General features: G+C 71.6%; 23 protein-coding genes and 2 riboswitches. Of the genes, 17 read left to right on the top strand and 6 right to left on the bottom strand.

The window, feature by feature from the left end; genetic code table 11:
* The first annotated feature begins 127 nt into the window (after positions 1 to 127).
* The 5 genes from AC3AGO_RS33105 (at position 128) to AC3AGO_RS33085 (ending at position 3,462) form a co-directional block, all read left to right on the top strand.
* Positions 128 to 1,207, top strand: coding sequence for a hypothetical protein (locus tag AC3AGO_RS33105; protein WP_487823975.1), 1,080 nt, complete (start codon positions 128 to 130; stop codon positions 1,205 to 1,207).
* Between the two features lie 91 nt (positions 1,208 to 1,298).
* Entirely contained in the window at positions 1,299 to 1,772 is a 474-nt protein-coding gene (locus AC3AGO_RS33100; protein WP_487823974.1) for a carboxymuconolactone decarboxylase family protein, read from the top strand.
* A 132-nt stretch (positions 1,773 to 1,904) separates the two neighbouring features.
* Positions 1,905 to 2,141 (top strand): hypothetical protein, encoded by a 237-nt coding sequence (locus tag AC3AGO_RS33095; RefSeq protein ID WP_487823973.1) that lies wholly within the window; start codon positions 1,905 to 1,907, stop codon positions 2,139 to 2,141.
* A gap of 111 nt (positions 2,142 to 2,252) precedes the next feature.
* Complete coding sequence (locus AC3AGO_RS33090) at positions 2,253 to 2,711, top strand: hypothetical protein (protein ID WP_487823972.1); 459 nt, start codon at positions 2,253 to 2,255, stop codon at positions 2,709 to 2,711.
* A gap of 40 nt (positions 2,712 to 2,751) precedes the next feature.
* Positions 2,752 to 3,462 (top strand): class I SAM-dependent methyltransferase, encoded by a 711-nt coding sequence (locus AC3AGO_RS33085; RefSeq protein ID WP_487823971.1) that lies wholly within the window; start codon positions 2,752 to 2,754, stop codon positions 3,460 to 3,462.
* A gap of 133 nt (positions 3,463 to 3,595) precedes the next feature.
* Here AC3AGO_RS33085 and AC3AGO_RS33080 read toward each other — a convergent pair whose 3' ends face one another.
* The gene (locus tag AC3AGO_RS33080; protein ID WP_487823970.1) at positions 3,596 to 4,216 is read right to left on the bottom strand and encodes an L-threonylcarbamoyladenylate synthase; all 621 of its coding nucleotides are present in this window, start codon (positions 4,214 to 4,216) and stop codon (positions 3,596 to 3,598) included.
* A 336-nt stretch (positions 4,217 to 4,552) separates the two neighbouring features.
* Complete coding sequence (locus tag AC3AGO_RS33075) at positions 4,553 to 5,584, bottom strand: NAD(P)/FAD-dependent oxidoreductase (RefSeq protein ID WP_487823969.1); 1,032 nt, start codon at positions 5,582 to 5,584, stop codon at positions 4,553 to 4,555.
* Positions 5,585 to 5,666: 82 nt separating this feature from the next.
* Here AC3AGO_RS33075 and AC3AGO_RS33070 point away from each other — a divergent pair, with 82 nt between their 5' ends.
* The 4 genes from AC3AGO_RS33070 (at position 5,667) to AC3AGO_RS33055 (ending at position 8,608) form a co-directional block, all read left to right on the top strand.
* Positions 5,667 to 6,290: a helix-turn-helix domain-containing protein gene (locus tag AC3AGO_RS33070; RefSeq protein ID WP_487823968.1), complete on the top strand. Its 624-nt coding sequence runs from the start codon at positions 5,667 to 5,669 to the stop codon at positions 6,288 to 6,290.
* A 202-nt stretch (positions 6,291 to 6,492) separates the two neighbouring features.
* Positions 6,493 to 6,693: a hypothetical protein gene (locus AC3AGO_RS33065; RefSeq protein WP_487823967.1), complete on the top strand. Its 201-nt coding sequence runs from the start codon at positions 6,493 to 6,495 to the stop codon at positions 6,691 to 6,693.
* A gap of 271 nt (positions 6,694 to 6,964) precedes the next feature.
* Entirely contained in the window at positions 6,965 to 8,128 is a 1,164-nt protein-coding gene (locus AC3AGO_RS33060; protein WP_487823966.1) for a serine hydrolase domain-containing protein, read from the top strand.
* A gap of 51 nt (positions 8,129 to 8,179) precedes the next feature.
* Positions 8,180 to 8,608, top strand: coding sequence for a protein-tyrosine phosphatase family protein (locus AC3AGO_RS33055; protein WP_487823965.1), 429 nt, complete (start codon positions 8,180 to 8,182; stop codon positions 8,606 to 8,608).
* Between the two features lie 32 nt (positions 8,609 to 8,640).
* On the opposite strand, the gene AC3AGO_RS33050 is transcribed toward AC3AGO_RS33055, so the two are convergent.
* A complete protein-coding gene (locus AC3AGO_RS33050; RefSeq protein ID WP_487823964.1) occupies positions 8,641 to 9,690 on the bottom strand; it encodes a GlxA family transcriptional regulator in 1,050 nt (349 codons plus the stop codon).
* A 52-nt stretch (positions 9,691 to 9,742) separates the two neighbouring features.
* Here AC3AGO_RS33050 and AC3AGO_RS33045 point away from each other — a divergent pair, with 52 nt between their 5' ends.
* Positions 9,743 to 10,141 (top strand): cupin domain-containing protein, encoded by a 399-nt coding sequence (locus AC3AGO_RS33045; protein ID WP_487823963.1) that lies wholly within the window; start codon positions 9,743 to 9,745, stop codon positions 10,139 to 10,141.
* A 91-nt stretch (positions 10,142 to 10,232) separates the two neighbouring features.
* Here the strand turns inward: AC3AGO_RS33045 and AC3AGO_RS33040 are convergent, their stop codons facing one another.
* Positions 10,233 to 10,919, bottom strand: coding sequence for a LysE family translocator (locus tag AC3AGO_RS33040; RefSeq protein ID WP_487823962.1), 687 nt, complete (start codon positions 10,917 to 10,919; stop codon positions 10,233 to 10,235).
* A gap of 222 nt (positions 10,920 to 11,141) precedes the next feature.
* Between AC3AGO_RS33040 and AC3AGO_RS33035 the strand changes: the two genes are divergently transcribed.
* Together AC3AGO_RS33035 and AC3AGO_RS33030 are read left to right on the top strand one after the other, a co-directional pair.
* Complete coding sequence (locus tag AC3AGO_RS33035; RefSeq protein WP_487823961.1) at positions 11,142 to 11,759, top strand: hypothetical protein; 618 nt, start codon at positions 11,142 to 11,144, stop codon at positions 11,757 to 11,759.
* Positions 11,760 to 11,965: 206 nt separating this feature from the next.
* A complete protein-coding gene (locus tag AC3AGO_RS33030; RefSeq protein WP_487823960.1) occupies positions 11,966 to 12,853 on the top strand; it encodes an HAD family hydrolase in 888 nt (295 codons plus the stop codon).
* A 5-nt stretch (positions 12,854 to 12,858) separates the two neighbouring features.
* Here the strand turns inward: AC3AGO_RS33030 and AC3AGO_RS33025 are convergent, their stop codons facing one another.
* Positions 12,859 to 13,746 (bottom strand): sigma-70 family RNA polymerase sigma factor, encoded by an 888-nt coding sequence (locus tag AC3AGO_RS33025; RefSeq protein WP_487823959.1) that lies wholly within the window; start codon positions 13,744 to 13,746, stop codon positions 12,859 to 12,861.
* A gap of 75 nt (positions 13,747 to 13,821) precedes the next feature.
* Here AC3AGO_RS33025 and AC3AGO_RS33020 point away from each other — a divergent pair, with 75 nt between their 5' ends.
* The 5 genes from AC3AGO_RS33020 (at position 13,822) to AC3AGO_RS33000 (ending at position 18,088) form a co-directional block, all read left to right on the top strand.
* Positions 13,822 to 14,568, top strand: a complete 747-nt coding sequence (locus tag AC3AGO_RS33020) for an FMN-dependent NADH-azoreductase (RefSeq protein ID WP_487823958.1) — start codon at positions 13,822 to 13,824, stop codon at positions 14,566 to 14,568.
* Positions 14,569 to 14,717: 149 nt separating this feature from the next.
* Positions 14,718 to 15,992 carry an ABC transporter permease gene (locus AC3AGO_RS33015; protein WP_487823957.1) on the top strand — a complete coding sequence of 425 codons (1,275 nt, stop codon included), beginning with the start codon at positions 14,718 to 14,720 and terminating at the stop codon, positions 15,990 to 15,992.
* 28 nt (positions 15,993 to 16,020) lie between these two features.
* A riboswitch (glycine riboswitch) is annotated at positions 16,021 to 16,114 on the top strand.
* 1 nt (position 16,115) lies between these two features.
* A riboswitch (glycine riboswitch) is annotated at positions 16,116 to 16,220 on the top strand.
* Positions 16,221 to 16,397: 177 nt separating this feature from the next.
* Positions 16,398 to 17,012, top strand: coding sequence for a trimeric intracellular cation channel family protein (locus AC3AGO_RS33010; protein ID WP_487823956.1), 615 nt, complete (start codon positions 16,398 to 16,400; stop codon positions 17,010 to 17,012).
* 395 nt (positions 17,013 to 17,407) lie between these two features.
* On the top strand, positions 17,408 to 17,575 hold the full coding sequence (locus tag AC3AGO_RS33005) for a hypothetical protein (RefSeq protein ID WP_487823955.1): 168 nt from the start codon (positions 17,408 to 17,410) through the stop codon (positions 17,573 to 17,575).
* Positions 17,576 to 17,737: 162 nt separating this feature from the next.
* On the top strand, positions 17,738 to 18,088 hold the full coding sequence (locus AC3AGO_RS33000; protein WP_487823954.1) for a DUF952 domain-containing protein: 351 nt from the start codon (positions 17,738 to 17,740) through the stop codon (positions 18,086 to 18,088).
* Between the two features lie 17 nt (positions 18,089 to 18,105).
* On the opposite strand, the gene AC3AGO_RS32995 is transcribed toward AC3AGO_RS33000, so the two are convergent.
* Entirely contained in the window at positions 18,106 to 18,315 is a 210-nt protein-coding gene (locus AC3AGO_RS32995) for a DUF6011 domain-containing protein (protein ID WP_487823953.1), read from the bottom strand.
* Positions 18,316 to 18,411: the final 96 nt, after the last annotated feature.

The raw sequence follows: 18,411 nt of genomic DNA, 5'->3' as shown, positions 1-18,411 counted from the left end.
ATGCGGGCCCGGTCCCGGGACCGAGCCAGCAGAGCCCGTCGTGCGCCGCACACCTAGGGGCACGGTCGGGGACGTCTCCGGGCATTCCCGGATCGTCCTGCGGGCCGCGGCTTGCCACGCTCGGGAGATGGGCTCATCTCTGCTCGGGCGAGTACCTCGACCCACCGTCCTCCGCGTCGCCGACGCCGCGTCGTACGCGCAGCTGTTCGCGCTCTCCGGCATCGGCGCGGTGCTCGGCACCCGGGCCTTTCTCGCCCAGGCCGGGTATCCCAAGTTCGGCGGCGGGGCCAGTCATCTGCACATCGCGCACATGCTGTGGTGCGGGCTGCTGATGACGGTCGCCCTGCTCGTCCTGCTCTGTCTCGTCGGGCGGGCCGCCCGCCGGGGCGCCGCCATGGTCGGCGGGGCCGGGTTCGGGCTCTTCATCGACGAGGTCGGGAAGCAAGTCACGGACGAGCCCGGGTACTTCTACCAGCCCGCCGCCGGAATCATCTACGGCAGTTTCGCCGTGCTGTTGCTGCTCGCCCAAGGCCTCAGGAGACGACCGGCAGAACCTGCCGCCCTCACTTCCGACCAACGCACCGCCCAGGCCGCCGACCTCGCCCTCAACGGCGTCGGCTCCGGGCTCACCGACGAGCAGCGCCGCGCCGGGCTCCGCCTCGTCGAGGGCTCCGGGCGCGCGGCCGACCAGGCGCTCGTACGGCTCCTCGGCGCCCTCCCGGAGCGGCCGCCCGCGATACGTCACCGGCGCCCCGCGGCGGTGGCGCGGGCCCTGCGCCGCGTCGCCCGCACCCGTACGGCCGCCGTCGTGGCCGTCGCCTGCGTGCTCACCGAGGCCGTGCTGCTCACCGTGTGGATCCCGATGGATGCCGTGAGCGGCGAGCTCGGCCGCGATCCGCAGCTCGGTGCCGCCGTCGGGATCCTGGTGAGCGCCGCGGTATCCACTCTGATCGGCGTGGCCGGGCTGGTGCTTCTGCGACGCGATCGAGTCGCCGCCTTCCAGCTGTTCAGGCTGGCTCTGCTCGCGGACATCCTGGCCGGACAGGTCTTCAAGTTCACCGTCAACCAGTTCGCCGCCGTCACCGAACTCGCCTTCGACCTCGGGGTGCTGTGGGTGGTCTCCATACAACTCACGAAGGCCCGCCGAGAGATACAGCGTCCTGCCCCCGACCACCCGGCCATCACCCCCGTGGAACCAACCTCATGAGTCGGAAGCGCAGGTCACGCCCTCGTGTCACATCCCGCGGGGCTGCCCCGTCGTAGAGGTGTCAGGACCGACAGTGGCAGAGGAGATCACCATGAGTGCTCGGCTGGACGCCTTCAGCAGCCCGATCATGGGCAAGGTCTACAAGCACATCATTTCGGCAGGCAAGGCTCTCGCAGACTCGACGCTGCCGACCTCGACGCAGGAGCTCGTGAAGCTCCGCGCCAGCCAGATCAACGGGTGCGGGTTCTGCACCGACATGCACAGCAAGGACGCCGTCGCGGCCGGTGAGACGTGGGAACGCCTCAACATGGTCGCGGCATGGCGGGAATCCACCGTCTTCACCGAGGCCGAGCGCGCCGCGCTCGAGCTCGCGGAGCAGGGCACCCGTATCGCGGACGCGCACGGCGGGGTCACGGACGAGGCCTGGGCGATCGCCGCCAAGCACTACGACGAGGAGCAACTGGCCGCCCTGGTCTGCGGGATCGCCATCATCAACGCCTTCAACCGCGCGAACGTCATGATCCAGCAGCCCGCCGGCGACTACCAGCCCGGCCAGTTCGGCTGACAGGACGCGATGGTGCGTCGTGACGTTCATTGAACGAGCGCCACGACGCACCACCCCGACACGCGAAACACGGAGCGTGATCACGTATGCGGTCCGGATGCGGAGTCGCGGGGCGGGACGCAGCCTGGGCGTATGGCTGCACCGATCATCGTGTATCCGCCCGACGAGGAGGGCGGCCGCAAGGTGCGGTTCGACGGCGAGATCCTCGGCCGCGCCTTCAACATCTACGACGTGCTGGAGCTCCTCGGCGGCGCCGGGCTCGACCCCGCGGCGACCGCGCTCGACGACACGAACATTTTCGACTGGCGCGGCGGCGGCCCGTACAAATGGGAGCCCGACGACGCGACGGACCACCAGCCCGGCGCCTGACGCACGGAGGCCGCCGGAGCCCCGCCACACCGCCACCCCGACCTGGTTGAGTACGCGGATGAGTACCCGGACGCATGCCCTCCGGGCACATCGCGTGACGTACTGGACGGCATGCCAGTCGAGCTCAGCGCCGCAGAACGCGCGGTCCACGGACATCCCGTTCAGGAACACCCCGTTCAAGAAAACCCAGTTGAAGAACACCCAGAGGAACGACACGACGCCGGGGGCGAACAGCAGGACCGGGAGGGCCGGGAGGACCAGCAGGACCGGGACACCAAGTGGCGCTTCGCCGCCAAGCGGGGGCTGTGGACGCTGCTTCCGACAGCCCTCCTGACGTGGGTGCCGGTGCTGCTCTCGACGCGCTTCGCCTCCTGTCTGACCCATGGCGAACCGTGCACGCCGGGGGCGGGGCCGGTCGCCTGGTACGCGTTCTGGGCCAGCGCGGTGGCGGGAGGCGTGGCGTTGCTGCCGTTCACCGTCCGAACGGCGAAGTTCCTGCGCCCGGTGGCGACTTCAGCCCAGTTCGCGCTGCTGATCCTCATGGCCACGGCCATCCTCAGCCAGGCGTGACCCGAACGGCCACAGGCGCCCGCTGTGTGATGCTGGTGTGATGCCTGGGCCGTTCAACGACTATGACTCCTTTGCCGCCGCCTACACCGAGCACAACGAGGCCGGCGTGTGGAACTCCGCGTACGAACGGCCCGCCTCTCTCGCCCTCGTCGGCGACGTGGCCGGCAAGCGGGTGCTGGACGCCGGGTGCGGCGCCGGCGCGCACAGCGGCGAACTGCTGCGGGCCGGGGCCGAGGTGACGGGGATCGACTCCAGTACGGGCATGCTGGCCGTGGCCGAGCAGCGGCTCGGTTCCGCTGCGCGGCTGGTACGGGCGGATCTCGGCGGACCGCTGCCCTTCAACGACGCCTCCTTCGACGCGGTGCTGGCGGCCCTGGTCCTGCACTATCTGCCCGACTGGGGCCCGGCGCTGCGGGAGTTCCACCGCGTACTGGTGCCCGGCGGGCGGCTGGTCATCTCGACGCATCACCCGTTCATGGACCACGAGTTGGCGGGCGGTGACGACTACTTCGCCACGTACCCCATCACCGAGGAGTGGGACGTGAGCGGACGGACCTTCCCCGTACGGTTCTGGCACCGCCCGCTCAGCGAGATGACGCGGGCCCTCCGCGAGGCGGGCTTCACCCTGGAGACCCTCGACGAGCCGGCACCCCACCCCACGGTCCGCGACCAGGACCCGGCCGCATGGCACCGCCTCACCACAAAACCCGGCTTCCTCTTCCTCACAGCCACCGCATCGCCGGCCAGATAGCCGAGCTCTCCCTGTTGCGTTCCGAACTGGCCGGTGTCATCCGGACGTTGGGCGGTGGTGGGCCGTTGCCGCCGTTGCGGCCCGTGTGGTGAGGGTGGCCCGTACGGGGCGGGGCTCCGTACGGGCCCGGCTGCTACTCGAAGCGGGACGCGTCGCCCGCGCCCTTGCGTACGATCTCGGCCGTACCGTCGGAGAAGTCGATGACCGTGGTCGGTTCGGTGCCGCAGTCGCCCGAGTCGATGACCGCGTCGACCACGTGGTCGAGGCGTTCCTTGATCTCCCAGCCCTGTGTCAGGGGTTCCTCCTCGTCGGGCAGCAGCAGCGTGCTGGACAGCAGCGGCTCGCCGAGTTCTTCGAGCAGGGCCTGCGTGACGACGTGGTCGGGGATGCGGACGCCGACCGTCTTCTTCTTCGGGTGCAGCAGCTTGCGGGGCACCTCCCGCGTCGCGGGGAGGATGAAGGTGTAGCTGCCGGGCGTCGCCGCCTTGATCGCCCGGAACACGTCGTTGTCGACGTGCACGAACTGGCCCAGCTGCGCGAAGTTCTGGCAGACGAGCGTGAAGTGGTGCCGGTCGTCGAGGTTCCGGATGCTGCGGATCCGGTTCATGCCGTCCTTGCTGCCCAGCTGGCATCCGAGCGCGAAGCACGAGTCGGTCGGATACGCGACGAGCGCGCCGGAGCGGATGCTGTCAGCCACGTTGCTGATGGTGCGCCGCTGAGGATTCTCGGGGTGCACGTCGTAATACTTCGCCATCCGCCGAGCGTAGGCGATCCGGCACCCCGAGATCGCCGACCACCCCCGGCGCGGCGCCTCGCACGCCCCCACGCGCCGGTGAAACGCGCCCAACGCCCCCTGATCGGAGCGCTGTCGGGCTACGGGCCGGCTCGCCGCATCGTCAAGTCCCGCAGCAGTACGCGCAGTCCCAGCCCCGGAGCCCCGCGTACGAGTGCGCGCAGGAGGCCCCACGTCAGCGCCCCCGTACGGGCGTTGAAGGCCGGCCGGCCCGCGATCCGCGAGCCCCGCCCCGTACGCGGAGGCCCCACCCCGCACGCGGAGCCCCCGCTTCGCACGCGGGAGCCCCCGCTTCGTTCACGTACGCGCCGCGCCCCCGGAGACGGCCGCGCGCTCCCCGTCCTCGGCCGGGCCGCCGGAGAGCAGCGCCCGGTGCGCGGCGACCGCCTCGCGGGTCTCCTCCGCGACGAGGTCGGCGTTGATCTGCGCGGCCGCGGTCGCGCCGGCTGCCGCCGCCCCGCCGACCTGCGCGGAGAGGTCGGTGACGTTGCCCGCGGCCCACACGCCGGGCACGTCGGTACGGCCGGCCGCGTCGGCCGGGATGTGTTCGCCGGCGCCGGAGGGGTGTTCCGCCGGCCGCAGTCCGAGGTCCGCCAGGAACCCGGCGCGCGCCCTCATCCGCGGGGAGACGGCCACCGCTTCGCGGGCGACGACCGTTCCGTCGGCGAGCCGCACTCCGGCGATCCGGTCGTCGACGATCTCCAGGGACGCCACCTCGCCGGTCACCACGCGGATGCCGCGGGCGGCGAGCTGCTCCGCCTCGTCGTCGGACAGCGGCGGCCGATTGTGGGTGAAGTACGTGATGTCGTCGCTCCACTGCCGGAACAGCAGCACCTGGTGCATCGACATCGGCCCGCTGGCCAGTACGCCGACGGCCTGGTCGCGGATCTCCCAGCCGTGGCAGTACGGACAGTGCAGAACGTCCCGCCCCCACCGCTCCCACAGGCCCGGTACGTCCGGCAGTTCGTCGACGAGTCCGCTGGCGACCAGCACCCGGCGCGCACCGACAGTTCGGCCGTCGGCGAGCGCCACCTCGAACCCGTTGTCCGACTTCCGTACGGCGGCCACCTCGCCGGTCACCACGTGCCCGCCGTAGCCGCGGACTTCGGCGCGGCCGCGGTCCATCAGCTCGCCCGGCGGGATCCCGTCCCGGGCCAGCAGCCCGTGTACGCCGTCGGCCGGGGCGTTGCGCGGGGCCCCGGCGTCGATCACCACCACGGACCGCCGTGCCCGTGCCAGCATCAGCGCGCCGTTCAGTCCGGCCGCGCTGCCGCCGATCACCACGACGTCGTACTCGTTCCTCAGCTGTCCGGTCATCTGCTGGGTCATGTCGACCACCTCCACATGCACGACGATGCGCCCCCTCCCGCAAAACCCGCAAACATTGTTGCCGTTCTGGCAACCTGGAGGCATGGACGAGGACCACACCCACGCTCACGAGCTCGACCAGGCTCTCGACGCGGTCGGCCCCCGGCTCCGCGCGCTGCGCCGACAGCGCGAGGTCACGCTGGCCGATCTGTCCGAGACGACGGGCATCTCGGTGAGCACCCTGTCCCGGCTGGAGTCCGGCGCCCGCCGCCCGAACCTGGAGCTGCTCCTCCCCCTGGCCAAGGCGCACGGCGTCACGCTCGACGAGCTCGTCGACGCCCCGCCCACCGGGGACCCGCGCATCCATATGCGCCCCGTCACGCGGCACGGCATGACCATGCTGCCCCTGACCCGGAAGCCCGGCGGCATCCAGGCGTACAAGCTCGTCCTCCCCGGCAGCAGCCCGCCGAAGGAGCCGGATCCGCAGACCCACGAGGGTTACGAATGGCTCTACGTCCTCAACGGCCGGCTGCGGCTCGTGCTCGGCGAACACGACCTGGTGCTGCCGCCCGGCGAGGCGGCCGAATTCGACACGCGCGTACCACACTGGTTCAGTGCCGCCGGCGCCGAACCGGTCGAGATCCTCAGCCTGTTCGGCAAGCAGGGCGAACGGGCCCACCTCCGCGCCCGCCCCAAACCGAAGGACTCCTCCGCACCCACCGACTGACGCCGCTCGCCAGGGCCGCCGCACCGGGACCACGCGCCGGGCCCGGCGGTGTGCCACGTACGACGCACACGCCGGCACCCACGACGGCCTGCCCGTGGTCACGGAGCGCAGTCGGTGGTGCCGGAACGGAGTAGCAGTACGGGCGGCCCGGCGGCGGGCGCGACAGCGTGTGGGAAGAGACCCCTACCGACGGGAGACACCCATGCGTGTTCGTACCAGCCTCGCCGCCTGTGCACTGACCGCCGCCGCCGTTGTCGCCGGCGCCGCCGCCCCGGCCTTCGCCGACGGCGGCCCGCAGAGCCACGCGAAGCAGGCGATCCAGTCGACACAGAAGCTGGAGCACGACGCGGTCGCGTCGGCGATGAAGATGGACGCCCTGGGTGTCGCGGCCAGCCTGAAGTAACCCGGCGGCCCGCAACGGCGCGAAGCGCCGCCCCGGCCCCGTCGCACGTCCCCTCCGGACGCGCGACGGGGCTTTCGCTTGCCTGCCACGCGCCCCTCGGCCCCGCACCGGGGCGCCCCGTAGGGGACAGAGGCCCAACTCGACGTCCGAGCCTCAGGGTTGTCCCGGAAAATGATCGGGGGTCGCGCCGTCCTCGCTGAGGATCCGGCAGGCTGCGGCGCGCCCGCAGGATATGGCTGTCCCAGCAGCCACCCCGTGCGGAGGAAGTCCCATGACGACCGGACCGGTCAACCGTCGTACCCTGCTCGTCGCCGCGACGGCCGCGGTAGCCCTCGGGTTCTCCGCCGCGCCCGCACCCGCCCTCCCCGGCCAGGGAACGCCCGCGGCCCGCGCCTCCCGGCCGGCCGGACACCCGCAGGCCGAGGCTCTGCGCGCCGCGCTCTCCGGGTTACCGGACGCCGAGGCGACCAGCGCGGTCGTACGGGCCGGCGGACGGGACGGCCGGTGGGAGGGGAGCGCCGGTGTACGGGACACGCAGCGCCAGGGTTTGGCGATCGCGCACGGCCGGTTCCGGGCCGGTTCGGTGACGAAGGTCGTGACGGCGGCGCTGGTGCTGCGCCTCGCCGCCGACGGCAGGATCGACCTCGGCAGACCCGTGCAACGCTATCTGCCGGGACTGCTGCCGCCGGGCTTCGAGCCCGTCTCCGTACGGCAGTTGCTCAATCACACCAGCGGCATCCAGGCGGGCAGGAACCTCGGTGACTCCTGGGCCGAGCAGTATGCGCACCGCTTCGACACGCTCCGGCCCGAGGACGTGGTGGCCTCCGCCGTGGCGAAGGGGCCCGAGTTCCGGCCCGGGCAGCGCCAGCACTACCTGAACATCAACTACACGGTCCTCGCGATGCTGGCCGAGAAGGTGACCGGCCGGCCGTACGGGAAGAGCGCCGCCGAGTACGTGCTGCGGCCGGCCGGCATGCGGCACACCTCGTTCCCCGGCACCGACCCGCGGCTGCGCGGCCCGCACAACCGCGGCTACCAACTGGCAGGCGGCACACTCGTCGACGTGACGGAGTGGAACGTCGCGGACCGCTGGGCGGCGGGCGACATGATCTCCACTCTCGACGACCTCGAACGGCTGATGACGTCGCTGTTCCGGGGCAGGATCGTGCCGCGGCCGCAGCTCCGGGAGATGTTCACGGTCCCGGCCGGCATCGCGGGTGCCACCAAGTCGGCCGGTCTGGAACGGTTCGAGGTCCAGGGCGTCGAGGTCTGGGGCAAGACCGGGGCCCGGCCCGGCTACAACACCGGGCTCGTCGCCACCCGCGACCTCTCCCGTACGGCCGTCTACACGGTGACCGGCACCGACGCACACGCCAACGGCCTGGCCGTCGCCCAGCGCTTCGCGGTCCCGGCGTTTCTCCCCGGCCGGGACTGACACTCCCGAGGGCCCCGGCATCCGGCGGCTCGTACGGCCTAGGCTCGGGGTGTGAGCGATACGTGGGAGCCGACGGGGGCAGGTGTGCTGCGGCTGCCTTCGGGGCGGCTCGTACGGGGGCGGGCGCTGCGGCAGCCGCTGCCGGAGGGGCCGGAGCCGGAGTTCGCGCTGTACCTGCTGGGCCAGGAGCCGCCGGCCGTCAACTGGGACGCCAGGTGGGTACGTTGGCCCGACTTCCGCCTGCCGTCCGACCGGACGGCAGCCGCCGGGGCCCTGCGGGAGGCGTGGGCGCGCGCGGAGAAGGAGCGCGTCGAGGTCGCCTGCGCCGGCGGGCGCGGGCGCACGGGGACGGCGCTGGCCTGCCTGGCCGTGCTGGACGGGGTGCCCCGCGACGAGGCGGTGGCCTACGTACGGGCGCACTACTCCCGGCACGCTGTGGAGACACCGTGGCAGCGGCGTTACGTGGCCCGCTTCACGTAAGGCGACGGGGCCTCGCCCCAACGGGCGGCCGCCTACGGTACGTTCGCCCTCTCGCGGGCCGGCGGCCCCTCGCGCCCCCGCGCCGTCGACTCGCCGGCATGCAGCCCGAAGCGGCGCTGGTACGCGGACGGGGTGAGGCCGGTCTCGCGCCGCATGAGGGCCCGCAGATTGGCCGCCGTACCGAGGCCGCAACAGCGGGCGACCGTCTCGAAGCGGGACTCGCCGCGTTCGATCAACCGGCAGGCCAGCGCCACCCGTTCACCGGTGAGCCAGGCCAGCGGTGTCGTACCGAGCTCGGCCTGGAAGCGGCGGTGCAGCGTGGCCGGGCTGACCGCCGCACGGCCTGCGAGGTCGGCGACGGTGAGCGGCGAGTCCAGCCGCTCCTGGGCCCAGGCGAGGACGGGGGCCAGCGACTCGTCGGGTACGGCCGGCACCGGGCGTTCGACGAACTGCCGCTGCCCGCCGTCCCGATGGGCGGCGAAGACCAGGCGCCGGCTCACGGCGTTGGCGACTTCCGCGCCGTGGTCTCGGCGTACGACGTGCAGGCCGAGGTCGAGTGCGGCGGCGCTGCCGGCAGCGGTGAGGATGTCGCCGTCGTCGACGAACATCACGTCGGATTCGAGCCGTACGGCGGGGAAGCGGGCCCGGAAGGCGTCCGCCCACTGCCAGTGCGCCGTGGCGCGGCGCCCGTCGAGGACGCCCGCCTCGGCGAGGGTGAAGGCGCCGCTGCAGAAGCCGAGCAGGCGTGTGCCGCGTGCGTGCGCCCGCCGGACGGCGTCGAGTACCTCGCGGCGGCGGGGCACTTCGACGTCGGGACGGTTGGGAACGATCAGCGTGTCCGCGGTCTCGGCCGCGTCCAGCCCCGCGACGCCGGTGAGCGTGAAGAAGCCGTCCCGCATCAGGGTGCGGGGCTCGGGGGAACACAGCCGGAAGTCGTAGAGGTCGCGGCCGATCTCGGGCCGGTGCAGGCCGAACACCTCGCTCGCGCAGCCGAGTTCGAACGGGTTCGAGTTCTCGTCCACGATCACGACGACCCGGTGCAGGCCGTCCGTACGCACCGCCTGCGAGGATTCTTTCGCCATATGCGATTCCTAGCACTCACGGCGGTGGTGGGACAGTCCGGAGCATGGAGTCATGAGCGACGACCCCATTGCCCTGAGCAAGGCGCTGGCCTCCTTCGATGTCCTGTGGAGCCCCCGCATCGTCACGCGCGTCAACGACTACGACGTCCGTATCGCCAAGGTCCAGGGCGAACATCTCTGGCACGTGCACGACGACACCGACGAGTTCTTCCTCGTGCTCGACGGTGAACTGCACATCTCCCTGCGGGAGTCCGCCGGGGAGCGTACGGTCCGGCTGCCGCAGGGCGCCGTCTTCACCGTCCCGCGGGGTACGGAGCACAAGCCCTTCGCCCCGGAGGGAGCCGCCATCCTGCTGTTCGAGCCGACCGGCACGCCGACCGTGGGCGACCGGCACGACGGCGAGGTCCCGGACCATGTCGACGCGACGACAGGGCACGCGCTCGACTCCTGACGTCCTCGGTTCCCGCAGAGGGGGCGGGCCTCCCCTGCCGAGGGGTGGCCCGCTGTCGGGCGTCAGTCCCCGCCCGGCGCTCAACCAGCCGTCAGCGGGGCTCCGTTGCCAGCCAGCCGCCCAGTCCGAGCATGGCCGCTCCCGTGAGACCGTCCAGCACCCGCCGGACGCGGCGGGTGATTCCGAGGACCTTCAGCCGGCCGCCGACTGCCGCGTACCCGCAGGCGCAGCAGAACTCCACGCCGATGTAGGCGGCGCCCAGCAACAGCACGGACGCGGCTACCTGGTGAGCCCCGCCGGGTACGAACTGTGGCAGGAACACGGTGAACAGGATCAGCGCCTTCGGGTTGGAGGCGGCGACGACGAACTCCTGCCGTGCGAGCTTCCACGGCGCCACCGTTCCGGCCTCTCCGGGGTCGGGTCCCACGGCGCTGCCGCCCGGCGCCGGACTCCGCGTGCTCGCCGTTCCGTCCGGCTCGGCGCTGCCCCGTACCGCGGTCAGAACCATGCGCCCGCCGAGCCACAACAGGTACGCCACACCGCACCATTTGACGATGCTGAAGGCGATCCCGGAGGCGGTCAGCAGCGCGCCCAGTCCCGCGGCCACAGCGCACACCATGAGGGCGAAAGCGGTGAACCGCCCCGCTGACGCGGCGACGGCGGGGCGCCACCCGTAGCGGAGTCCGTTGCGCAGGGTCAGCACCTGATTGGCTCCCGGCGTGGCGGCCAGCACCACCGCCGCCGGAAAGAACGCGGCCCATTCGACATCGGCACCCATGGAATGACACGTACCCGGTGCCGCGCCGGCAATCCCCCACAGGCCCCGTAAAACGTCTCCGGCCAGGAATTTCGATACGGCTCTGTCGGCGTGGCTGCGGGACATTGCTCCGTGCGAGTTGCCCTGAAAACTTTTCGGGGCGCGCCACGCAGTGCACCGGTTGCACCCGTGTCAGCGTGCTCTTGTTTCGGACAGCATCCGGAAGAAAAGAGGAACAACAGAATGCGTGATTCCCGCTCACCCGGCCGTCGGCCGAGACGCCGCGGTCTGGCCGTCGGAGCCGTCGCCGCAGGGCTGGTCCTGGCCGTTCCCGCCTCCTGGGCGGCGGCCAACGCGGCGCTCAGCGACATCAACAGCGGTTCCGTGGAAATGCGGCCGACAAAGGCGACGGTGCAGAAACTCGCCGACGACAAGGTGAAGTATTCACCAGCCACCAAGGCGGCACAGAGTGCGGACAGGGCGGTCAAGCCGACCCGGTTCGACGTCACCCGCGGACGGCTCGATCCGCGCATGACGGCCGGTCAATTCGAGTCGACGGGCGGATTCACCCTCGAAGGCGCGAAGGGGCACAAAGTCACCTTCAGCGGCCTGAAGAGCGACCTGGGCAAGAGCACCACCACCGCCGTCATGGACGGGAAGAAAGCGGGCAAGCGGATTCCGCTCTTCACATACAGCGCCAAGGACTTCAAGATCAAGCCGAGCCTCAAAACGCTCCAGGTGGACGCCATCAAGCTGCGCCTCACCAAGGACGCGGCCGACGCTCTCAACAAGCAGCTCGGGACCTCGCTGAAGCAGGACGAGGAGTTCGCCGTCGCCACCGGCAGGGCGAACCTCCTCTAGACCGTCTCTCCGAAGTCCCCGGACGGCCCCCGCGGTCGCGGAGCCTCCCAGGTCCGACAGGTTCCGCCCCGCACAGGGGCTCGTCGCGGCGGACCGGCACCCCTCCTTGCCGAACCGTCGCGGCACTCTCCCGCGCGCCCCGGACGTACGGCCGGACACCGGCCCGCGTCCGGGGCGCGCGGAATCCCTTCGTACGAGGAACAGGCGTGGGAGATATCAGCATCGCCCCCGGGCACGCCGAGCCGACACCCCGGGAACCGACAACACCCCTGCCGCGCCGCACCCGGCAGCCCGTCCGCACTCCCCCGCTGAGCGGCACCCTGCAGAACGTCGCCGTCCTGGACATGGACGGCACGCTGCTCCGCGGCTCCCTCGCGGGCCGTATGGTGCGGAAACTGGCAGCGTCCGGACGGTGCGACGAGCACGCCATGCGCGCGGCTCGGACCGCGCTCCGTCGCTACAGTCTAGACGGCGCCCACGCGGCAGCCGGCGCACAGGACAGCAGCAGACATCTGGGCGAGACAGTACGCGGACTGTGTGCCGCTTTCACCGCCGAACTGGCCTGGCAGGTCTGGGAGGAGGCACGCGAGGACCTCCACCATTTCGCCCGTCCCCTGGTGGACCTGCTGCACGCGCGCGGGCTGTCCACACTCCTCATCACCGGATGCTTCGACCCGTTGGCGCAGGCCGCCGCGGCGGACCTGGGGATCTCCGCCGCGCGCGGCGCGGTCGCCGAGGTGGCGGACGGCCGGCACACGGGAGCGTTCCTCCGCTTCCCGGCGCTGCCCGGCGGCAAGTACGCCGCACTGCGGGAGGCCGTCGGCGAGGAACACCCCACCGCCGGCCCCGCGTTGGCGCTCGGCAACTCGACGGGAGACGCCGAGCTCCTCTCCCGGGCCGCCCTGCCGATCGCCTTCCGGCCCACCCCCGCACTGCTGTGCCGGGCCCGGCACGAGGGCTGGCACATCACCGGCCCGGACGACGTCCTGGCAACCACCCGCGCCCTGCTGACCCGCCACTCGCCCCCGGCCGGCGGTCAGTTGAGCACCGGCACACGAGTGGAGGGCCCAGCCCCCGTACGGCGCGGCCCGTAGCTCCGTCACCCGTCGAGCACGGCCAGGTCGAGCTGACGCAGGCGCGCGGGGTCGGCGATCACTTCGTACGCGGCGATCCGGTCGCCCTCGACGTGGACGGTAAGGCAGAGCAGCAGCCGTCCGTACGGGGCGACGACGAGGCCCACGGAGCCGTTCACGAGGGCCGGTGCGGCGAACTGGGCGTTCCCCGTGAGCAGTACGGTCTCCTCCGCCACGGCCCGCGCACCCCGGATCTCGGTGGCGGCGCCCGCCGGCAGGGTGGCGGGGTCGGCGCGGCGTACGACGTCGGGGGCCAGCACGGTGAGCAGCGCGGTCAGATCGCCGCCGCGTGCGGCGGCGAGGAATGCGTCGACGACGTGCCGCTGCCGGTCGAGTCCGGGACCGCCCGCCGCGGGAGTGCCGCGGACCTTGTGGCGGGCGCGGCTGGCGAGCTTCTTGGCAGCGTCGGGGGTACGGTCCACGATCGGCGCGATCCCGTCGAACGGGACGGCGAACATGTCGTGCAGTACGAACGCGACCCGTTCGGCCGGTACGAGCGTGTCCAGGACCACGAGCAGCGCCCGGCCCACCGAGTCGACCAGCAGCGCCTCCTGTTCGGGATCGGCGTCCTCACCGACGGCGTTCCCGAGCCGTTCGGACAGTTCGTCGCCCTCCAGGTCCTCGCGCCGTGACGTGCGGGAACGCAGCATGTCGAGGCACACACGGGACACCGTCGTCGTCAGCCATCCGCCCAGATTCCCAATGGCACTGCTGTCGACGCGGCTGAGCCGCAGCCACGTCTCCTGGACGGCGTCCTGTGCCTCGTTGCGCGAGCCGAGCATCCGGTAGGCGACCGCGTGCAGCCGGTTGCGATCCGCCTCGAACCGTTCCGCCAGCCGCTCGTCCTCGTCCATCTGTCACCTTTCCTCGCCGCGGTCCGTCACCTTCTTGACGGTCACCAGGACGCAGAAGTGACAGGGAGAGACCACATGACCGACATCCTCACCGACCTGCAGGTGCGCCGCCCGTCTTCCGGACGGGCGTCCGTGCTGCACCTCGATTCCAGCACCGCCCCCTCGCACCGTTCCGCCACCAGACAGCTGACAGAACTGTTCGCCGAAACGTGGCGGGAGCGGCACGGCTCAGCCGGCTACCGGTACCGGGATCTGGCCGCCGGCCCCGTGCCCCCTGTGGGGCCGGGGCTGATCTCCCTCGGGGAACGCGTGGAGCGGCAGGGCGGTGTGCCGCTCGCCGAGGTGGCGGCACTGGCCGAGAGCGCGTCCGAGGCGCGGGAGTGGGCGCTGACACTGCCGTACGTCACCGAACTGCTGGAAGCGGAGACCGTGCTGCTCGGCGTGCCGATGTACAACTTCTCGGTCCCCGCCGCCCTGAAGGCGTGGATCGAGCGGGTGTCCTTCCCCGGCGCGTTCACCGACCCGCACACCGGGGAGAGCCTGTTGTCCGGTACGCGGATCGTGCTGGTCGCGGCACGCGGCGGCGCCTACGGCCCGGGCACGCCCCGGGAACCGTTCGACTTCCAGATCCCGTACCTCCGCGCGTACTTCAGTGCGCTCGGCGTCCCCGAGGACGAACTGCACGTCGTGCACGCCGAGATGACACGCGCGGAAGACATCCCGGCTCTCGCGCCCTTTCGCGACATGGCCGCGGTCTCCCTGGCGTCGGCCCAGGACGCGGTCAGAGACCTGGCACTCCGAACGACCCGCCAACCGAGCTGACCGGGCGGCAGGGCTGAACTGCCCTCCCCGGACGGGCCGGAAGTCCCTACCGCCGCGCCGCGGGTCTCTGGCTCCCTTGCAGGATGGCGCGGCGCACAGTGCGCCCCGTCGCCCCTGGAGCAAGTGCCGACAGCGCCGAGGAAGTGTGCATGACCGCGCCGTTCCCCCGCCCCGACCGGGACGGCATGTGCGAGGAAGTCGCGCCCGCGGGCGATGGCTTGGGGCGGCAGGGACACGGGAAGCGCACACCGGGTGAGCGGTGGCGGGCGTTCCGGCACTCACCGATGTACCCCGCCACGGTGCTGATGTTCCTCATCGCAGCCGTCGCCGGGCTGCTCGCCGGTACGTACTCGTACGTGATGGCCAAGCCCGAACCGCGCATGCTGCCCGTCGCCCTCGTCGACGACTCCCCCGACGAACAGCGTTTCCTGAAGGCTCTCGACGGAGAGCTGCACGCCTCGCTCGCACCTCACCGGTACGGGAACGACGCCGCAGCCGCACGGAAGGTCAGCGAGCGCGAGGTCTACGCCGTCGTACGCGGTCACGCCGGTCCGGAGGCGCGGACCGGACCGCACACGCCGGCAGATCAGAACGCCCCGGTGGAGCTGGACGTGTCGGGCGCGTCCGGTGCCTCGGTCGCCGAAGTGCTGAGCAAGGCGGCGCCGCGGGCGGCGGAGGAAGCCGGCGTGCGGGTGCGGGTCCGCGACACCCATCCGCCGCAGAAGACGGACCCGAAGGGGATCGCACTCTTCTATATGACGTTCGCCGCCGTGATGGTGGGTTTCCTGGGCGCCGGCCAGCTGTCGGCGCACGCCGACGGCCTCACGCCCGGCGGGCGCATCGGCTTCACGGCCGGCTTCGCCGTCCTGGGCGGGCTGTGCATCTACGCGGTCGCGGACTGGTGGCTGGACGTCCTCACCATGCCGTTCCTCATCCCGTGGCTGCTGCTGTCCCTGGCGATGTTCGCGTCCGGCATGCTGTTCACGATGTTCAGCGTCCTGCTGAAGAGATGGGCGCTGCTCCCGACGTACGGGCTGGTCGTGCTGCTGGGCGCCCCGTCCTGCGGCGGCTCCGTCCCCACGGGACTGCTGCCCCGGCCGCTGGCGGCGCTCGGCTGCCGGCTTCCGCAGGGCGCGACGGTCGAGGCTCTCAGCTCCGCGGTCTACTTCCCCGGCCATCAGTCGCCGCGTCCCGTCCTCGTACTCGCCGGCTGGGCCGTTCTGTCCTGCGCCGTGTTCTGGACCTGGCGGCACCGCCACCCGGGGAAGAGACAACCTCCGGCCGGTCCGGGCGAGTTGAGGGGGCGCGCTGACATTCCGAGCGGAGACGTACGAGGGGACGCGCACGGATACGTCGCACGGTACGCGTACGGGAATCCGGCGGGGAATCCATCGGCGCGCGGAGTGGACGTCGAGCCGTGTTAGCGTAACGGCACAACAGCAGACAGGCCGTTGACCCTGTGCGGGAGAATCACGCCCTTTCGCGGCGGTGATGCCGAAGGAGCAACCCTCCCGGAATCTCTCAGGCCGGTTACCGCGCAGGAAAGGCACCTCTGAAAAGCGGCACCGCGGACTCTCCGCAGGTGCCCGCCCACGGGGCAAACCGCCAGGCCAGGCGGTGAAACTCTCAGGCTTCATGACAGAGCGGGAAAGTCCGCGCGCCGCATGCCCGCACACTCCACGTGCACGGAATGCGCCGCGCCGTCCGGCATACCCGTTCGCGAAATGGAGTCCCCGTGCGCCCCGTGCTCACCCCTGCCCGCTGCCCCGTTCCGGCAGCTCTTCCCTTTTCCGTCGCCAACTGCCCGGCGAACTGAGGGGATTGCTGCCGTGATCTTGCATGTGCTGTATCTCGTGGGCATCGCCGCATTCGCCGCCAGCGGCGTACTGGCGGCACACGAGGCGAAGATGGACTTCTTCGGCGGACTGGTGCTCGCATTCGCCGCGTCGATATCCGGCGGCACCCTGCGGGATGTTCTGTTGGACCGCCGCCCGCTCTACTGGACGCACGACTGGGTCCTGCTGGCCGTCATCGCCGGCGTCGCGGTGCTGACGAGTCTCTATCCGGCCCGGCGCCGATTCCCGCACCGCACCCTGCTGTTGGTCGACGCCCTCGGACTCGCGGTGGTCACCGTGATCGGCGCACGGGCGGCCCTGGAGGCCGGCGTCACCCCGCCCGCGGTGATCATCCTGGCGGTGCTGACCGGCGTCACGGGCGAGATCGTGCGGGACCTGCTGTGCGGGGAGAGCCCTCCGCTGCTGCTCCGCGAGGACTTCTACGCCACGGCCGCGGCGGCCGGCGCGGCCTGCTGCCTCGCCCTCGACAGCCTCGGCGTCCCCTCCACCGCCACGACGATCACCTCCGCGGCGCTGGTGTTCCTGCTGCGCACGCTCGCCATCCGGTACGGCCTCCGCCTCCCCGGCCTGCACCGCTCCCCCGCCTGACGGCAGAGGCACCCGGCCCCTCCGTACGGTTCTCATCCCCTTGCCCACAAAGGGGAGTTCGACTGATTCCAGCCAACGATGACAGCATTCCACTCGTTCGGGGGTATTGCTGGGCGGTGGAATGCCGGTAAAGTGACGGCCCATCAACTCAGGTGCATGAGTTGCCGTCTGGGCGCTTGTGGGCTTGGCGGCTGTCAACTGGGCGAAAGGAGGCCGGACATGCGTTGGACGATGAGTGCAGCACGGTGTGCGGCGTCCTTCCCGGTGCCGCCGGAATACCCCTTCGCGCGAGTCGCCGTGGGAATGGCCGGTTCCCCGCGACAGTCGCCGCCGACGCTCCCCGCATAGAGCGCAGGTCCCCGACACGCGTCCGGCCCGCAGGCTGGAGATGCACCATGACTCTCGAATCGATCGGTACATTTCTGGGCGGCCTGGGCGCCCTTGTCGCCGGAATCGCCCAGCTGATCACCGCCCTCGGCAAAAAGAAGACGCAGGACGAGGAAGACACCTGCTCCGGGGCCGACGCACCCCCCAGGATGATCTACGCATGGGCCTCCGTCTGACGCCGCACGGATACCCGGCACTCATGACCGTCACCGCCGACTGCCCCGCCCGGACCGCGTTTGCCGCACCGGCCGGGGCAGTCGCCTGCCGGTGACGACCCGGCTCCACCGCGCCCCGGCGAATCCGGCACCGTCGAACACCGCACCGCCTAGGGTCTGTTCATGACCGAAATTCTGCACCTCACCGAGCGCTCCCTGTGGGAGGCAGCGCGCGAGACTGGTACGTACGAGATGTCGGCCCGCGGCCGGACGCTGGAGGAGGTCGGCTTCATCCACGGCTCGGCGCGGCATCAACTCCCCCGTGTCGCCGAGATGCTGTACGGCGCGGGCACCCCCGCCGCCGGGGAGCTCGTCGTCCTCGTCATCGACAGCGAACGCCTGACAGTCCCCGTACGCCACGAGCCCCCGGTCCCCGGCGCCGACGAGACCTTCCCGCACATCTACGGCCCGCTGCCCGTGGACGCGGTCGTCGCCGTGGAATCGTGGACCGAGGCGGAGTCCCCGAGCCACTGAGCGGACCGAGCGCCCCCTCACACCCCCGGCAACGTGTCCTGGTCGACTTCGTGCAACGGCGGCACCGGCGCGCTGCGCAGCGCGAGCTTGTGCCGGCAGTCGGGCCCAAGGCCCCACAGGCGGGAGGCCCGGTCGCGCAGCGGCTGCCCGCACATGCGGCACAGGACGCGCCGGCCTTGCACGGGGTGACTGTCCGGAAGGGGCTCCGGCTCGGCGGATTCGGTCATGGGACGGATATACCATCCGCGGGCCTCCGCGACTCCCGCCCGTCGGGTGTCCGAGCCCGGCTACAGCGGGTGTCCACTGTCAGTTGTAGGCCGTGA

It is taken from the genome of Streptomyces sp. BL1, assembly GCF_057628045.1.
Note: the sequence above shows the minus strand (reverse complement) of the source record. Positions and strands in the feature narration are given on the sequence as shown.

Bases quoted from the DNA above. Each gene is read 5' to 3' on its own strand.
- AC3AGO_RS33045 (WP_487823963.1), top strand. From the start codon at position 9,743: ATGAGCGACGACCCCATTGCCCTGAGCAAGGCGCTGGCCTCCTTCGAT.
- AC3AGO_RS33080 (WP_487823970.1), bottom strand. From the start codon at position 4,216: ATGGCGAAGTATTACGACGTGCACCCCGAGAATCCTCAGCGGCGCACC.
- AC3AGO_RS33100 (WP_487823974.1), top strand. From the start codon at position 1,299: ATGAGTGCTCGGCTGGACGCCTTCAGCAGCCCGATCATGGGCAAGGTC.
- AC3AGO_RS33075 (WP_487823969.1), bottom strand. From the start codon at position 5,584: ATGACCCAGCAGATGACCGGACAGCTGAGGAACGAGTACGACGTCGTG.
- AC3AGO_RS32995 (WP_487823953.1), bottom strand. From the start codon at position 18,315: ATGACCGAATCCGCCGAGCCGGAGCCCCTTCCGGACAGTCACCCCGTG.
- AC3AGO_RS33070 (WP_487823968.1), top strand. From the start codon at position 5,667: ATGGACGAGGACCACACCCACGCTCACGAGCTCGACCAGGCTCTCGAC.
- AC3AGO_RS33015 (WP_487823957.1), top strand. From the start codon at position 14,718: ATGACCGCGCCGTTCCCCCGCCCCGACCGGGACGGCATGTGCGAGGAA.
- AC3AGO_RS33060 (WP_487823966.1), top strand. From the start codon at position 6,965: ATGACGACCGGACCGGTCAACCGTCGTACCCTGCTCGTCGCCGCGACG.
- AC3AGO_RS33005 (WP_487823955.1), top strand. From the start codon at position 17,408: ATGACTCTCGAATCGATCGGTACATTTCTGGGCGGCCTGGGCGCCCTT.
- AC3AGO_RS33040 (WP_487823962.1), bottom strand. From the start codon at position 10,919: ATGGGTGCCGATGTCGAATGGGCCGCGTTCTTTCCGGCGGCGGTGGTG.
- AC3AGO_RS33020 (WP_487823958.1), top strand. From the start codon at position 13,822: ATGACCGACATCCTCACCGACCTGCAGGTGCGCCGCCCGTCTTCCGGA.
- AC3AGO_RS33085 (WP_487823971.1), top strand. From the start codon at position 2,752: ATGCCTGGGCCGTTCAACGACTATGACTCCTTTGCCGCCGCCTACACC.
- AC3AGO_RS33000 (WP_487823954.1), top strand. From the start codon at position 17,738: ATGACCGAAATTCTGCACCTCACCGAGCGCTCCCTGTGGGAGGCAGCG.
- AC3AGO_RS33050 (WP_487823964.1), bottom strand. From the start codon at position 9,690: ATGGCGAAAGAATCCTCGCAGGCGGTGCGTACGGACGGCCTGCACCGG.
- AC3AGO_RS33090 (WP_487823972.1), top strand. From the start codon at position 2,253: ATGCCAGTCGAGCTCAGCGCCGCAGAACGCGCGGTCCACGGACATCCC.
- AC3AGO_RS33025 (WP_487823959.1), bottom strand. From the start codon at position 13,746: ATGGACGAGGACGAGCGGCTGGCGGAACGGTTCGAGGCGGATCGCAAC.
- AC3AGO_RS33105 (WP_487823975.1), top strand. From the start codon at position 128: ATGGGCTCATCTCTGCTCGGGCGAGTACCTCGACCCACCGTCCTCCGC.
- AC3AGO_RS33095 (WP_487823973.1), top strand. From the start codon at position 1,905: ATGGCTGCACCGATCATCGTGTATCCGCCCGACGAGGAGGGCGGCCGC.
- AC3AGO_RS33035 (WP_487823961.1), top strand. From the start codon at position 11,142: ATGCGTGATTCCCGCTCACCCGGCCGTCGGCCGAGACGCCGCGGTCTG.
- AC3AGO_RS33065 (WP_487823967.1), top strand. From the start codon at position 6,493: ATGCGTGTTCGTACCAGCCTCGCCGCCTGTGCACTGACCGCCGCCGCC.